The organism is Actinomyces sp. 432 (assembly GCF_009930875.1).
In the GTDB taxonomy this organism is placed as follows: domain Bacteria; phylum Actinomycetota; class Actinomycetes; order Actinomycetales; family Actinomycetaceae; genus Actinomyces.
This window is the reverse complement of record NZ_CP025249.1, coordinates 372696-387957: the sequence shown is the minus strand read 5'-3', so window position 1 is coordinate 387957 and position 15262 is coordinate 372696. Positions and strand designations below refer to the sequence as shown.

The window sequence follows — 15262 nt, the reverse complement described above, 5'->3', positions numbered from 1 at the left end:
GCCCGGGCGGTGCGCCTGGTGCGCCGCCCGGCTGCGTGTGTGCGGGGGAGTGTCGCATATAGGGGGCGTGAGTACTCCTGTGTCAGCGTCCTCTGGCTCCGCGTCGGGCTCGGCCTCGTCGTCGGGGCGGCGGGTGCTGGTTGGTGTGCTGGTGGTGGGTCTGGTGCTGGGGGCGCCTTTGGTGCCGGTGGCTGGCATGCTGGGCGTGGCGCTGCTGGGTGATCAGCAGCGGTCGGCGGCTGCGGGCGGCTCGTCGGTGGTGTGTGATACGGGTGGGGCGTCGGTGTCGGCGGTGGATGCGTTGGGCGTGGAGGTGACGCTGGATGAGGTGCAGGTGCGTAATGCTGCGGTTGTGGTGCAGGCGGGGCAGGGCATGGGGCGGCAGGCGCAGGTCGTTGCGCTGGCGACTGCGCTGACGGAGTCGGCGTTACGCAATCTGGCCAACGACGGCAGCTACTCGTACTCGGGTGGGGTGATGTCGCCTGCGGCGTGGGAGTCGGCGCGGGCGGTGGTGGTGGAGTCGATGAGGCTGCCTCATGATGGTGTGGGGTCGGACTGGGACAGTATTGGTTTGTTTCAGCAGCGTCCGAGCGCCGGGTGGGGGTCGGTGGAGGAGATCATGGACCCGGCTACGTCCGCGGCGACGTTCTACGACCGTTTGGCGGGCGTGTCTGGTTGGGAGTCGATGAGTGTTGCGGGGGCGGCTCAGGCGGTGCAGGTGTCGGCGCTGCCTGACGCGTATGCGCGGTGGGAGCCGGTGGCGCGGTCGTTGTTGTCGGTGCTGTCGACGGTGCGTTGCGCGGGTGGCTTGGCGTCGGGTGGTGTGCCGGCGGGCCTGGACGAGAAGCGCACCGAGGTGGTGACGTTTGCGCTGCAGCAGGTGGGTGATGCGTATGTGTGGGGTGCTGAGGGGCCGGATGCGTGGGATTGCTCTGGGCTGGTGCAGGGCGCGTATCGGCGGATCGGTGTGGAGCTGCCGCACTCGTCGGAGGCGCAGCGGCTGGCCGGGCGGGAGGTGTCGCCGATGGATGCTGTGGCTGGGGACATTATGTGGTGGCCGGGGCACGTCGCGATCTACCTGGGTGGTGGTGAGCTGGTGGGTGCGCAGACGCCGGCTCAGGGCGTGGTGCGCATACCTGTGTACGGCGCGCCGAAGTACATTCGCGTGATCGAATAGTGACCGGCTGGGTTCCCTGACGGCTCGCCGCCCGCGTGTGTGCGGGGGCCTGTCGCATATAAGGGGGCGAGACCGACCAGCGATCAGCGACTTGGAGGGAGGCGCCGCGGATGGGTGCTATCAGGAGGTTCTTCGACGGCTTTACCTGGAGGGGTAAGGCGGTGATGGGGCTGCTTGCGGTGGTGCTGGTGCTCGCGCTGGGGGTGGTGATTGGGCAGCGGTCGGCGGCCGGGCGCGTCGTCGCTGGCGGCGACGAGCCGACCGCTGGCGCGGCGGTTGTGCCGACGCTGGGTGTTCCGACGGGGCTGCCGTCGGCCCCTCCGGGGGACAGCCAGGACGTGCGGTCCAGCACGGGCGTGGACTATGGGGCCGGCCTGCCCAGGCTGGGCGAGTCGCAGTACGCGAGGACCAAGGACCCGGCGGTCTTTGCGGCGTCTGTGCGTGCGGCGCTGGGGTATGACTACTCGGAGTACCAGCCTGAGGATCTGATGGCTGAGGCGGACCGGATCACCACGGAGATGCTGGCCGGCATGGATGGCACGGACGGCCCACTGGGTGCCGAGGTGCATGACGCTTTGCGGGGCGCGGTGTCCAAGTCCGTGGATCTGGATGAGCTGGCGTATCGCGTGGACGCGAGGCAGCACGACGCGATCGACATTACGCGCGTGGAGACATTGTCGAACGAGGACCTGCACGCTGATATCGGCGACAACGCCTACCTGCAGGTTATCCGCAACAGGTCGGAGGGGATCTACCAGTACAACGTGTGGGCGGATCTGACGACGGAGGTGCAGGCGGTCGATGACGTGGCTGGCTGGAAGCGGACGGTGACGACTGGGGCGCACATCCTGGTGCACTGCCCGGACGGCGACTACTGCTCCCTGATCGGCATCGTCGGGCAGACCCGTGATGGGGAGGGCTCGTGACCACGACGACGGGCTCGCGGTCGCGGCTCTGGTGGCGGTTGCTGCTGCCCCTGCTGGTGCCGCTCGTGCTGGTGGTGGGCGTGGGCTTGACGTCGCCCGCGTACGCCGACGAAGTGGCGGACGGAGACAAGTTCGGCGGCGTCGTCGATAAGGCCGACGAGGATGATGCCCTGTCTGGCGGTGACCGCGTGCCGCTCGAGGGCACGTGGGGTGAGGACCGGCAGCCGTCGGGCCGGGTCGAGGACAAGACACCCGGTGCCTACGGGTCGGGCGAGTCGGGTGTGGTGCCGAAGGACAGCGGGGAGGACTCCGCAGGTGGAGGGACCGCGGGTGCGCCGGGTGAGCTGTCGGAGGATGCCGGCAGCGGCGTGGGTGACACGCTCAGCGGTGTCGGCGGATGGCTGGAGGACAAGGCGTCGGACCTGGTCGAGGGGGTCCAGGATCTTGCCGAGGATGTCGGCAATGTGGTGTCCACGGTCGGTGACTTGGTTGGGATGAGTATCCCGGAGGCGATTGAGGCGGTGATGGGCTCGGTCGCTGACTGGCTCGTCACGACGCTGGGGTCTGCGGCGGCCTGGCTGCTGTCGGCGCTGGTTCAGTTCGCCTTTGCACTGACGAGCGCGGATTTGGATGCGGAGTTTGTGTGGACGTGGGCGGGCAAGCTTTTCGCGATAGCGATACCACTGACACTGCTACTCGCTTTTTGGCAGCTTGCGTCGTCTGCGGTGCGTGGTCGGCCGTTGCAGGGGTTGCGGCAGGCGGCTGTGGGTGCGACGGCGGCGACTGCGGGCACGATGGTGGCGATCCCGATCCTGGCCGCGATTAGCACGGCGGTTGACCGGCTGTGTGTGGCGATGGCCGGGGACCTGGAGGCCCAGGTTAGCGACCTGGAGTCGGCGATCACGGACTTGTGGTCGCCGGCGACGCTGCGCGCGGTTGCGGCCGCGATGGACCTGGGTGTTGGTGTGGGCGTGCTGATGCTGGTGTTCGTCATCCTCGCGATCGTGACGGTGATCGCGGGCATTGGGCTGGTCATTACGCTGGTGCTGCGTGAGCTGTCGCTGTATGCGTGCACGGTGGTTCTGCCGCTGGCGATGAGCGGGCTGGCGGCGCGCACGTCGCGGCGGTGGCCGCGGCAGGTGATCTCCTGGCTGCTGGCGCTGGTCGTGTGCAAGTTGGGCGTGATCGTTGTCCTGGGTCTGGGGCTGACGATCCTCGCGGACCGTATTGGGGACTTCGGCGCTGAGGGCCTGGGCGTGGTCGCCTGGTTGGGTGACCTGGCTGTGGGTGTGGCGATGGTGCTGCTGGCCATGTTCGCGCCGTGGGTGTGCTTCAAGTTCCTCGACTTCCTCGGCGAAGAATCGATCGCGTACATGCAGGGGTCGGTGCAGGGCGGCGTCGAGCGTGGCGGCGAGGTGGTCGGGCAGACCACCAAGACGGTGCTTGCCGTGGCCGCGGCCGCGGTCGGCGGCATCGCGGGTGCGGGCGCCGGTGCTGGTGCCGGTGCTGGTGCCGGTGCTGGTGCTGGTGCTGGTGCTGAGGCTGGCGGCGCGGCGTCGGCCTCGTCCACCTCGGGGGCGACGTCGGAGGCTGCCTCTGCGACGGCTGGCGCACGCGGCACGGGAGTCGAGGGCGCGGCCGGTCAGACGATCGGTCAGGAGCAGTCCGCCGCCCAGGCGCCGGGGCAGGCGCCCGGTCATGCCGCCGCGCAGGCGGAGCCGGCCAGCCAGTCGGCCGCTGGGGAGGGCAAGGCGCCGGCGGAGGCGCCGGTAGCGTCGGTCGGTGAGCCCGCTGGCGGGCAGGTGGGCGCGTGGGCGGCCGAGCCCGCCCCGGCGGAGGCTCCTGCGGAGTCTGAGCCTGCTGCTGGGGACCGGGTGCAGGCGCCGTCTGTGGCGGAGGGTGCGAGTGGCCAGACGGTCCCGGCGGGTGCGCAGCCGGCGGGCACTGGCGCGGGCCGTGGTCGGCCTGCGCCCGTGGGCCGCAGGGGTGCCGGCGTGGGCCGGACAGTACCGTCACCGTCGGCCGCGTCCGGTGGCACTGCGGCCTCGCCGTCGGCACCGTCCTCGGTGCCGTCGCGCGGCGGGGACGGTGGCCCGGCGCAGAGCAGCTCGTCCGGGCGGCGTGGTGTGCCCGAGAAGCTCAATGACCTCGTCGGCCGTGCGCGGGCGATGTCGACGCGTCGCGATGGGGCCGGCCGGCGGCTGCCGAGCCCGGTGCCGCGTATGTATGGCGGTGGCTTCGGGCACGGTGCGCTGGAGGATGACATCCCTGGCTGGGAGGTGTCGTGATGCTGGTGAGTGTGCCGGCGCGCGTGCTGCTGCCGGACGTGGGATTGTGGGAGGAGATCACGGGCCTGTTCGCGCTGATTGGTGGGGTGCAGGCGGTGGTGCTGGTGGCGGCCACGGCGGGCGTGATCCTGGGCGCGGTCCTGTGGGCTGGTGGTCACGCCACCGGGCTGGGTGGCGTGGCGAAGGCGGGGAGGCTCGCGGTGGCCGGCTCGCTGCTGGTGCCGGTGGTGGCCATGGCGCTGCCGGGCTGGATCGGGTGGGTCATCGGCACGCTGTCGGGCGGGTGAGCCGGCGAGCGTAGTCGGGGGGTGCCCCGCACATGCGCGGTGTGTGCGCGTGTGCGGGGCACCGTCGCATATAGGGGTTGAGGCCGGCCCGCCCGGGCCGGCACGAGTTTCCCTACATTGGAGGAGCACCCATGAGCTTGGTGAATATCGGTCTGGCGGCAGCCGGGCTGGCGACGGACCTGACGACGGACGGGGCCACGGACGGCGCTACTGCGGGCACGGGCAACGGCAGTGGTTACACGCCGAACATCACGATCAACTGGGACTACTTCCCCTTCATGGGGCCATTGATTGAGGCTGTCGGCGGGTTCCAGGCGCTCGGCATCGTGCTGATGGTGATGTCGGTGATCGGCGCAGCGAGCATTTGGGTTGTTGGGCATTGGTTCGATTTGGGCCACCGTGGGACGCAGGCGAAGCTCGGCATCGCTGCGGCGTTCGTCGGAGGAGCGGTGATTGGCGGGTCGGCCGAGCTGGTCGGCTTCTTCGCCGAGGCGGGTTCCAATTTCTGATGGGTGAATGGTGATGAGTGACGTAGCCGGTGTTAGCGAGGTTTTCCCACGGCGGTCGACGCGTGGCGTGCTGCTGGGCCTGAGCGGCGCCCAGTGCTTGTGCCTGCTGGCGGCGGGTGTGGCGGCGGTCGGCGGGATGATCGGGCTGGGTCTGCCGGCCGGGCCGCTGATCACGTCCCCGCTGTGGGTGGGGCTGGCGGCTGCGGCACTCGTTCCCGTGTCCGGCAAGCCGCTGGTGGGCTATGTGCCGGTTGCGGCGGCGTGGGTGGGGCGCGGGGTGGCGGGGCAGCGCCGGTACGTCCGGCCGGTGTGGCGGACCCGCCCTGCGGGCACGCTGGCGCTGCCCGGCTCCCGCGCCCGCCTGCGTCAGGTGGTCGACGAGGCCACCGGCGCCGTCTTCGTCCACGACCCGTCGGCGAAGACATTGGCGGCGACGATCGCGGTGACGCACGGCCAGTTCATGGTGGTCGACGACGACGAGCAGGCCAGCAGGGTTAATGGTTGGGCGGCGTTCCTTGGCACGGTCGGCCAGTCCGGCGGGATCAGGCGGATCCAGACGACGGTGCGGTCGGACCCGGACGCGAGCGTGGGGGCCAGGGAGCACTGGCGCCGCTGGCCCACTAAGGCCCCGGAGGGGTCCCCGGCCCGCGTGTCCTATGAGGCGCTGCTGGCGGACCTGTCGGCGGCCACGGAGGTGCACCGGTCCACGATCACGATCGTCTTGGACCTGGAGAAGGTGAAGACGGCGATTCGTGACCACGGGGGCGGTATGACGGGTGCTGCCGCCGTGATGCGGTCGCGCATGCACGTGGTGGAGGAGGCTCTGCCGGCGGCGGGCCTGGAGCCGGCGGGCTGGCTCGGGCCGGACGAGCTGGCCCTGATCATCCGGGCCGCCTACGACCCTGCCAGATCCGTGCAGCTGGAGCGGCACCCGGAGATGATCGGAGCGCTGGACGAGGCGGGCCCTATGGCGGTTGAGGCCCACTGGACACATATGAGGACTGATTCGGGCTGGCACAAGGTGATGCGGGTGGGCTGGCCTCGCCGGCCCGTAGCACCTGGGCTCCTGCACGGCCTGCTGATGGTGCCGGGGGTCAGGATGACGCTCACGCACATCTATGAGCCGGTGCGCACCGACAAGGCGGTCCGGGCTGCGGAGCACGACGCTAACGACGAGGCTAACGCGGTCGTCGAGCGGCAGAAGCTGGGCCGTACCGAGACCGTGCTCCAGGCCCGCGACCGGCAGGCTGTCGATGAGCACCTGACCGAGCTGGACTCGGGGTGGACGGACGCCGACCACGTCGCCCTGGTCGTGATTGCAGCTGCCTCGAAGGAGGGCCTGGGACGCGCCTTCGAGGCCACCCGTGCGGCCGCGGGGCGGTCCGTGTTGCGGGTGGACACGATGATCGGGCAGCAGGATGAGCTCTTCGACGCAGCAGTCTTGCCCCTTGGACTGAAGGTGAGCTGATCATGCCCCGGATTGCATCGCTGGTTATTGGCGAGGAGACCTCGAAGCAGCGTCGGCGGCGCGTGGCCGCCGAGCGTGACCGCCGCCGGGACCTGGCCGCCCAGGAGAGGGCCGGCGCGGCCGCACAGCGCAAGGCGGAGAAGGCACTGTGGGAGGGGGATTACCTGCCCCGGCTGGGTGAGCGGCGGGCGCGCAGCGGCCGGCAGCTGCGCGAGGCCACGGCGGAGACCGAGCGGGCCACTACCAAGGTCCTGCGCACTGCATACCCGTTCATTGTGGACGACGGCCTCGGCGCCCAGGGGCTGGTGATCGGCCGGGACATCATGAGCAACCGGGCGTTCAGCTTCGACCCGTTCGTGTTGTATCGGCGTGGTTTGCTTACGAATCCGAACATCACGGTCGCCGGCGTGATAGGCACGGGCAAGTCCGCGCTGGTGAAGTGCCTGGCGCTGCGTGGTGTCGCCGCCGGGTACCGGACCTTCATCCCCGGTGACGTGAAGGGCGAGTGGACGGGTGTCGTGGAGGCGGTGGGCGGGACCGTGATCCAGGTTGGCGGCGCCAGCCGGGAGAGGATCAATCCGCTGGATGAGGGCCGGCGCCCCGACCGCGACGAGAACGGGCACATCGTGGATGATGAGGGGTGGCGGCGGATGGTCCGCAAGCAGCGCCTCCAGCTGCTGGAGGCACTGCTGGAGACACTGGCGGGAAGCCGGCTGGATGAGCGGGACCAGACCGCCCTGGCGGCCGCGCTGGACCGCGCCACCGGCCGCGGCGGCGAGGTATTGCTGCCGGTGGTGGTGGAGGAGCTGCTGGCCCCTACCGACGGGTGCGAGCTGCCCGCGGGCGTGCCCGATCGGGCGGAGATGATGCGCATGGGCCGCCGGGCCGGCCTGTACTTGCAGGGCATGATCCGCGGGGATGTGGCCGGCCTGTTCGACGGCCCGTCGACGTCCCAGTTCGACCCGGCCGCCCCGATGGTGTCGGTGTCGTTGGCCGGTTTCAGTGACGGCGACAAGGGCGTGCCACTGGTGATGACCTGCGCGCAGGCCTGGGTCGAGGCCGCCGTACGCGGCGGGGACCTGGGCAAGCGGTTCATGATCTACGACGAGGCGTCAAGGTTGATGTCGAGTCCCGGGTTGCTGGGACGGATGGCGGATGAGTGGAAGCTCGCCAGAAGGTGGGGCATCGCGAACGTCGTGGTGCTGCATCGGCTGTCGGACTCTGACGCGGCCGGCCCGGAGGGCTCACGGGAGCGTGCCCTGGCCGAGGGCTTGATAGCAGACACGTCGACGCGGGTCGTGTACCGGCAGGAGGCCGACCAGTTGCGCAGGACGACCGAGCGTCTGGGGCTGAATCACGTGGGTGCGGCGATGGTGCCGAGATTCAACCAGGGGACGGGGCTGTGGATGATCGGGCAGCGGTATTACGCGGTTGCCCATTACCGCACGCCGTGGGAGGCGGCCCTGACTGACACCGACGATGCAATGGGAGGCCGCGATGAGTGACCGCGATAGTGGCAGGTCTCAGGATGCGGGCGGCGCACTGCTGGCCGGTGTGCTGGCCGGAGTGGTGGTGGCGGCGGGCGTCTCGCTGTGGCTGGCGGCTCGCTTGGCGTGCTTGGGAGGCGCGTGCACGCCCAGGCGGTCGCCGGTGGCTGCGGTACTGTGGATGATGGTGGGCCGGCCGCCGGCGCGCGCGTGGGATGCCGATGGCATGAGCACCGGCGCCTTCTGGGCACTGGCGGTGCTGATCTTCGGTGTCGTGGTGGCTGGTGTGGTGGCGTTGGTGGTGCGGTTGCGGGGGCGGCTGGGTGGTGGCCGGCTGCGGCCGGCCGGCGGCCACGGCCTGGCCACGGCCCGCGACGTGCGCCGGCACTTCTCGGCGGCGGCGGTCGCCGCGATGATCTGGCTGCGCCCGGACCTGGAGCACCCGACCGCCCGGGACCTGGGCGTGATTGTCGGCACCACACCGTACGGTGATGTGTGGCTGCCCTGTGAGGACTCGGTGGCGATCTCCTCCCCGTCGAGGTCGGGCAAGACGCATCAGCTGATCATCCCGATCCTGCTGGGTTGGACGGGGCCGGTGGTGGCCACGTCGGTGCGCACGGAGCTGGCGGTGGAGACCATGGATGAGCGGGCGATGCTCGGGCCGGTGGCCGTGTTCGCCCCGGCCGTCCGCGTGGAGGACTTGACCGGTGTGTCGGGTCGGCTGCGCTGGTCGCTGACCTCGGGCTGCCAGGACCCGACCACGGCGCTGCGCCGCGCCAGTGCGCTGGTCGCCAACGCCGCGAAGGGTACGGAAAACGCGGACTTCTGGCAGGCGAATGCGCACAGCGCCCTGGCGGCGCTGCTGCACGCGGCGGCGATCTCCGGCGCGGGCGTGGACACGCTCGCACGCTGGTGCGCCGACCACCAACAGTCCAAGGCGGCGGTGAATGTGCTCAAGGCGGCCGGCGGCGCGTCTGCGGCATGGGGTGAGCAGCTGGAGGCGCAGATGCTGGGCGACAAGCGTACGGTGTCCAACATTTGGGCGACCATCAGCTCGTGCGTGGCGCTGCCGCTTATGGACCCCACGGTGCGTGAGGCACTGTCCCCGGCGCCCGGTCAGGAGCTCGACATCGCCGCCTTCTTGGCCGCCCGGGGCACGCTGTATGTGGTGGGGGACTCTCGGGCGGCTGCGGCGCCGATTGTGGCCGCGCTGATCGAGGAGGTCTACGCAGTCGCCCAGCAGGTCGCGAACCACTCCCCCGGCAACAGGCTGTGCCCACCGGTTGCGCTCGTGCTCGACGAGCTGAATAACATTGCGGAGCTGCCGAGCCTGCCGTCGATGATGAGCGCCGGCGGTGGCTCGGGCATCCTCACCGTGGTGGTCGAGCAAAGCAGAGCACAGTCTGAGGCGCGGTGGGGTGCCCAGACCGCCGCTGCTATTTGGGACAGCGCGACCGTGAAGATCGTGATGGGCGGGATCACGAGGGAGTCGACGCTGTCGGAGATCTCCGCCGCCCTGGGTGAGCGGACGGTGTCGCGGCGCACCACGCAGACCGGCCGCGGCCCGGTGTCGACCTCGCTGTCCGAGCAGCGCGAGCCGGTCCTGTCGCGCGGCGAGGTGCACGCGCTGGAGCGCGGCAAGATGCTGCTGATCAAGGCCGGCGCGCCCGCGCTGATCATGGACCGCGTCGACACCGCGACACTGACGCCCGCCGGGGCACCTGATGGACGCCGTATGGGCCGGGTCGAGGGGTGGCTGACCACCCGGGCGACCCGGCGGGCGGAGCGGCAGCGCCGGCCCGCGCAGGCGACAGCCGCGCCCCCGCCGCCTCCCCCACAGCCTCAGTCGGAGTGGGACCGTGTCAGATGATCAGGAAGGGGACCCGGTAATGGTGACTGTGTACGGCACTGCCAACTGCTTCCAGTGCACTGCCACGCAGCGGCGGCTGCAGCAGCGAGGCATTGAGGCGCAGGTGCTGGACGTGCGCCAGGATGCGGCGGCGGACCGGGAGGCGAGGCGGCTGGCGGAGCAGATCGGCGCCAGGCAGCTGCCGGTCGTGGCCGCCGACGGCCGCGTGTGGTCGGGCTACCGCCCCGACCAGATTGACGCCGTCGCCCGCGAGAGGCAGGAGCGGGAGATGGACATGAGCCGCACCATGGACCGGGACAGGGAGGCGGTCAGAGCATGACCCCCAACGAGTCTGAGCCCGGCGAGGATTGGGAGTGGCAGGTCGACGAACTCGTAGCATCGGCCCCGGAGCCGGCGGCCGGTGACGACGACCAGCAGGCCCCCGCCGGCCCACCGGCCGGTGCGCCGGCGATCACGGGCCTGGTGGACTGGTGGTCACTGACGCCGGCGCAGCGGGCGAGCGAGCTCGCAGCACTGCGACTGTGGGTCGGCCGCCTGGTCGCATGCTACAGGTGGGACTCCAGCACGGTGCCGGCGTGCTGGGAGCAGCATGAGGCCGCAATCCGGATGCTGGACGCGCTGCGCCAGTCCTACCGGTCGGCGCTGTCCCCGGATATGGGCGGGTCTGTGATGGTCGCCTGGCACCGCGACCTCGCATTCGTCCGGCAGGAGCTGCGCGAGTACTTCGCCGGGCTGGCGTGCCGGACCCGCCATGACCCCGTGTCGCATGATGCGGCGCTACAGTCGTGGGCGAAGGACATCGACGAGCACGGCAGGCTGGCGGACACGTGGATCAAGGGGCAGGAGAGGGCCTATCAGGCCTACCAGCGGCAGGCGCGGGACTGGGACCCGGGTCGGTCCTGACGGCCGCACCGGATTGGTCGACGGTCCGGCTGCTGTGGCAATGCGGCCACACCCAGGACCTTGACCTGACGGGTGTGCCGGGCCGGCTGAGGCAACGGCGCGCACAGTGGGAGGCGGTGCAGGGCTGCCCGCACTGCTGGGAGCACCTGACGGTCGGCACTGCCCTGCCTGAGGGCAGCGGGCTGCGGCCCATGCGCGTCGAGGGCGCCGAGCGCGTGACGCCGGGCCTGCCGGTGGCGCAGACGTGGCTGGAGCTGCTGGACCTGCACGGCGCGCGCGAGATCGAGTACGTGGGCCGCGAGCCGGCCCGCATCCAGTGGGTGGATGATGCCCCTGGCACGGTCGTGAGCGTGGTGCCGGGGCGTCGGCGATCGCCGCGGGGTGGACGGACCAGCCGGTGCGATGCTGGGGCGCGTGCCGGAGCGAGCCGGGCGGGCGTGTGGCCGGCGCTCCTGGCGCCCAGCTGGTTCTGGCGGGTGGCGCGGCTGCGGCCGGTGACCGCGCACGACTGATCGCGCGGGCGGGGCGTGGTGTGGCCGGGCCGGGCTCCACTGTGGTGATGGAGCCGGCCGAGCCGGTGCAGGTGTGGGTGCTGCCCGGGGCGCAGCTGACGGTCGGTGGTATGCCGCGGCTGGTGGCCACGACGACGCTGGCCACAGAGCAGGGGGTGCGTGAGGACGAGCGCGTGCCGGATGACCTGGGCCGGCTGCTGCGCCTCGCCGAGGCCCTGCCGGTGCGCCGCCGGGCCTGAGGTCACATCTCGGGCCGCTGGTCCGGGGCCGGGGCGGGGTCGGTGTCGGGCCGGGCGGCCTCGTCTGCGATACGGCGGGCCTCCGCAAGCCTCCAGGCGGCGATCTGCCGACGCGTTGCCTGGAACTTGGTCTCTTGCTCGCCGCTGATGGGGCGCACGCCGAGGGGGTCCATGTGCGGGGAGTCACCGTGCGTGCCGTCGGTGACGGCGTACAGGTCGCGGTATGCGGCCACAGCGGTGGCCGCCTGCAGCCAGGCGGCGCGGCGGCGCGGATCGGTCGGTGGTACGCCGAGGGCGCGTGTCCAGGGCTGGCGCTCACGCAGCGCTGTGGCGAGTACGTGGGCGGCGCGGGCGTTGATGCGGTCGGCCCGCTCACGCAGTGCGCGCTGGGCGTCCGGCGTGCGCGCCCACCCGGGCTGGATCAGCCCGGCGATGTAGGTTCCGCCGCCGGTCTCCTCACTCATGGGCGTGTTCTGAATGATCCTGTCGGCGAGGTCCTGGACGGGACGATCGGGGTCCAGCGGCGCCTGGGCGAGCAGGGCCGGCACGAGGTCACGCAGGTTGAACTGGCCGCCGTCGCGCGCCTGCATGAGCTCCAGCAGGGCCTCATAGTGGGGGTCCTTGCGCAGCTGCTCGTGCTGCTCTTGCGGGATGAGGCGGGGTAGCCGCTGGTCCCAGCGGCGATCTTCGCGGACGTGGCCGCCGTCGCCGCTGGTGATGGTGTCGTACTCGTTGGCGAGCTGGCGCACCGTGTTGGCCCGCTCGTTGGCGTCGGCGGCGGACTCGCGGGCGGTGCGGTCGGCGCCGTCGCGGCGCAGGATCTCGGCCATGACGGCCAGCGCATCGGTCGGCGTGCTGCTGCCCACATCGCCGATGTCGGCGGTGTCGGGCTGGGGGTCGTCGACGACCACGTGCGCGATGTTGGCGCCGCGCGCCCGGCTCATTGCCACGTACAGGCCCTGGCGGGTGAGCGTTGAGTCGACGATGGCGTGTGCCCGGTCGACGGTGCGCCCCTGGGACCGGTGGACGGTGGTGGCGTAGGCGAGCTCGACGTCGGCGGCGACGTATGCGGCCGGCAGGCTGATCGCGGCGGCGGTGGGGTCTGCGGCCGGGGTGACCAGCAGGGAGCCGTCGGCGCGGGCGGCGACGACGTCCCAGGCGGCCCCGTTGTGCACCTTGTGGTCGCCGACGCCCAGGTGGTGGGCGTTGCGGCGGGTGACGATACGGTCGCCGGCCGAGGCGTGGGTCTTGTCGTGCAGGGCCACCTCGCGGCCACCGACCTTGCCGTCCGCCTTCAGGTCGGTGCGGGCGCGCTCGTTGAGTTCGGCGACGGTGTGGTTGTCGGCGGCGATCATGATGGAGTCGACTCCGGCGTCGACGTCGGCCCGCCATGCCCGATAGGCGGCCTCGATGACTTCCTCGCGCTCACCGGATGTGACGCAGTCGTGCTCGTCGTAGGCGCGCAGCACGGAGGCGTCGCCTGCACGCAGCAGCAGCGACGCCTGCGCCTGCCACTCGTCGGCGAAGCGGTGCACCGTGGTCAATGTGGCGGGGTCGGGGTGGTGGCGGGTGAGCTTGCCGAAGGCGCCGCCGGCCTGGACGGCGCCGAGCTGGTCGGGGTCGCCGACCAGCAGCACCCTTGCGCCGGCGGCGCTGGCGCGGGAGACGATCTCGGCCAGGGGCAGGGTGGCGGCCATCGATGCCTCGTCGACGATGACCAGCTGGCCGGCCCGCAGGGGGCGGCGCCGTGCTGCTGCGCCACCAGCCATTGGGCGGTGTTGGCCGTCTGGATGCGGAGTGACTGGCCGAGCACGTCGGCTGCCGCCGCGGAGGGGCCAGGCCCACGACCTGCCCGTAGTGGGCCTGCCAGGTTTCGGCCAGGGCGGCCATGGTGGTGGTCTTACCGGAGCCGGCCGGGCCGATGAGCACGTCGACTGGGCTGGTGGAGGACAGGACCTTGGCGACGGCGGCCGCCTGGTCGGGCAGCAGCTGCCTGCCGTCCTGGCTGCGCCAGGCGGCCACCGCCTGCCTCGCGCCGGGGATGGCCGGTGCGCCGGCGGCCTGGGAGGCGCGCAGCAGGTAGTCCTCGGCGTCCAGGAGGTCCTGGGTGACCCACAGGGCGGAGTGCTCGCGCTCGAACCGGCTGGTGCCGTCCGGGCGGCGCCACCTCGCCGGCGTGTGGGCGCGGTCGACCCTGTCGATGCGCACGCACTTGGCGGTGGCGGCCGCGCACAGCCTGACGCGTAGGGCGTCGCGGTCCGCCGCCGTGGCGAACCTGATGGACCGTAGCGTGCGCTCTGCCTCGGCCCTGATGTTCCAGTCCGACCACGACGGCCTAGCGCTTTGCAGGACGGCGACGACGTGGTCGGCCATCTCCTCGATGCGCTGGTCGGTGACGTCGCCGCTGCGGGCGGCCGGCGGGAGCATGCCGGGCCAGCCGGCCGGCGTGCCCGGCACCTGGCGGGGGCGGCCGACGACGCCGCGCAGCGGGTCCGGGCCGGCGACCTCGACGGCCCGGCGGCGCCAGTCCGCGGTGAGCTGGGACAGGGGCCGGTGCTCCTTCGCCATGCGGGTGTCCGCCCACGCTTTCCGGTCATTGTCCCAGTGGCCGGAGGCATCCCCGTCATCGCGGGCGGCGTCAATGGCGGCATGACGCTGAGAAAACTCTTCGATCAGCTCGTTGCTGATGCCGTCGATCTGGTACTGGGTGCGGCCCGTGCGCGAGAGAGTCCGGGCGGAGAATGACACGCCCAGGCGGGCGCTGAGGGAGTCCATTAAGTAGTTGTCGTAGGCCTCCGACAGGGCGACGATGGAGGGGAACAGGGCGCCGTTTGAGTCGAGCGTGCGCCACTTTCCATCCTCGGCCGCCTGCACCCGGTTCGCTATAATCAAGTGAGTGTGTAAATGGGGGTCTCCGGCGCGGGAGTCCCAGTGGTCGAATGCGGCGGCCACCATGCCGCGCGTGAGTTCCTGGGATACGCCACCGGCCCCGATCCGGGTGCGGATTGTGTCGGCCTCCATAACCTGCACGGTCTTGGCGATTGCCTCGTGGTGGGCTGCCTCCACCTGCTCGCGGATTCCCTGGTCGCCGAGCGCCCATAGGACGGATACGCTTTTCGGTGGGGCAAAGGTGTGGTCGAATGCGTGCACGGCACGGGCGGCGGCGGCTTTAGAGGTGGACCGGTCGATCTGTTTCTCGCGGGCCTGACGCTCCTGCTCGGTGAGATTCTTCGGCAGCTCGCGCCGTAGAATATCTGCACGCTCCTGCGCCGTGAGGTGCTTCGGAAAGGCGCGCCCGAGCGGTTTTTCGGTGAGCGGGTCGCGGCCCTTCTCGATGAGGGTGCGTAGTTGCTCGGCGGAGACAATATCGCCGGGCCTCAGTTTCGCCGGCGCCGGGTTCGCTGAGCTCGGGTCGTCTCCGAGTCCAGTAATGCCGGTGCCGACCCATCTACCTGGTGGCGTGCCGCCGTCGGTGTAATAGCGGCTTGACCCGTAGGCGGCCGCCGGCTGCGCGCCGGGACCGTCGGCCACGGACTCGACCAAATAGTCGACGATTGACTGTCCGGGCCGGCCGCGGTCGTAGAGCTGCCGCATAG

General features: G+C 71.2%; 13 protein-coding genes and 1 pseudogene. 12 read left to right on the top strand and 2 right to left on the bottom strand.

From position 1 onward, the window contains the following. The first annotated feature begins 154 nt into the window (after positions 1-154). From CWT12_RS14270 to CWT12_RS01600, 12 genes are all read left to right on the top strand, one after another. A complete protein-coding gene (locus CWT12_RS14270; RefSeq protein ID WP_161923452.1) occupies positions 155-1177 on the top strand; it encodes a C40 family peptidase in 1023 nt (340 codons plus the stop codon). Positions 1178-1287: 110 nt separating this feature from the next. Next, complete coding sequence (locus CWT12_RS01650) at positions 1288-2103, top strand: hypothetical protein (RefSeq protein WP_161923451.1); 816 nt, start codon at positions 1288-1290, stop codon at positions 2101-2103. After that, positions 2100-4391, top strand: coding sequence for a hypothetical protein (locus tag CWT12_RS01645; protein ID WP_161923450.1), 2292 nt, complete (start codon positions 2100-2102; stop codon positions 4389-4391). The genes CWT12_RS01650 and CWT12_RS01645 overlap by 4 nt, the downstream gene beginning before the upstream one ends. Beyond that, the gene (locus tag CWT12_RS01640; RefSeq protein ID WP_161923449.1) at positions 4388-4678 is read left to right on the top strand and encodes a hypothetical protein; all 291 of its coding nucleotides are present in this window, start codon (positions 4388-4390) and stop codon (positions 4676-4678) included. Before CWT12_RS01645 ends, CWT12_RS01640 begins: the two co-directional genes overlap by 4 nt. A 131-nt stretch (positions 4679-4809) precedes the next feature. Beyond that, entirely contained in the window at positions 4810-5187 is a 378-nt protein-coding gene (locus CWT12_RS01635) for a hypothetical protein (protein WP_161923448.1), read from the top strand. A gap of 13 nt (positions 5188-5200) precedes the next feature. Beyond that, positions 5201-6655 (top strand): SCO6880 family protein, encoded by a 1455-nt coding sequence (locus tag CWT12_RS14265; protein ID WP_161923447.1) that lies wholly within the window; start codon positions 5201-5203, stop codon positions 6653-6655. A gap of 2 nt (positions 6656-6657) precedes the next feature. Continuing rightward, positions 6658-8160 carry an ATP-binding protein gene (locus CWT12_RS01625; RefSeq protein ID WP_161923446.1) on the top strand — a complete coding sequence of 501 codons (1503 nt, stop codon included), beginning with the start codon at positions 6658-6660 and terminating at the stop codon, positions 8158-8160. Next, on the top strand, positions 8153-10012 hold the full coding sequence (locus CWT12_RS01620) for a type IV secretory system conjugative DNA transfer family protein (protein WP_161923445.1): 1860 nt from the start codon (positions 8153-8155) through the stop codon (positions 10010-10012). Before CWT12_RS01625 ends, CWT12_RS01620 begins: the two co-directional genes overlap by 8 nt. Beyond that, entirely contained in the window at positions 10002-10331 is a 330-nt protein-coding gene (locus tag CWT12_RS01615; RefSeq protein WP_202616241.1) for a glutaredoxin family protein, read from the top strand. Before CWT12_RS01620 ends, CWT12_RS01615 begins: the two co-directional genes overlap by 11 nt. Continuing rightward, positions 10328-10915, top strand: coding sequence for a hypothetical protein (locus CWT12_RS01610; protein ID WP_161923444.1), 588 nt, complete (start codon positions 10328-10330; stop codon positions 10913-10915). Before CWT12_RS01615 ends, CWT12_RS01610 begins: the two co-directional genes overlap by 4 nt. A gap of 116 nt (positions 10916-11031) precedes the next feature. Further along, positions 11032-11427: a hypothetical protein gene (locus tag CWT12_RS01605; protein ID WP_161923443.1), complete on the top strand. Its 396-nt coding sequence runs from the start codon at positions 11032-11034 to the stop codon at positions 11425-11427. Between the two features lie 47 nt (positions 11428-11474). Beyond that, positions 11475-11666 carry a hypothetical protein gene (locus tag CWT12_RS01600; RefSeq protein ID WP_161923442.1) on the top strand — a complete coding sequence of 64 codons (192 nt, stop codon included), beginning with the start codon at positions 11475-11477 and terminating at the stop codon, positions 11664-11666. Positions 11667-11668: 2 nt separating this feature from the next. On the opposite strand, the gene CWT12_RS14260 is transcribed toward CWT12_RS01600, so the two are convergent. Continuing rightward, complete coding sequence (locus CWT12_RS14260; protein ID WP_272927761.1) at positions 11669-13363, bottom strand: AAA family ATPase; 1695 nt, start codon at positions 13361-13363, stop codon at positions 11669-11671. Between the two features lie 136 nt (positions 13364-13499). Beyond that, positions 13500-15260 (bottom strand): annotated as a pseudogene (gene mobF / locus CWT12_RS14255) (MobF family relaxase); the annotation flags it as partial. Positions 15261-15262 lie beyond the last annotated feature (2 nt).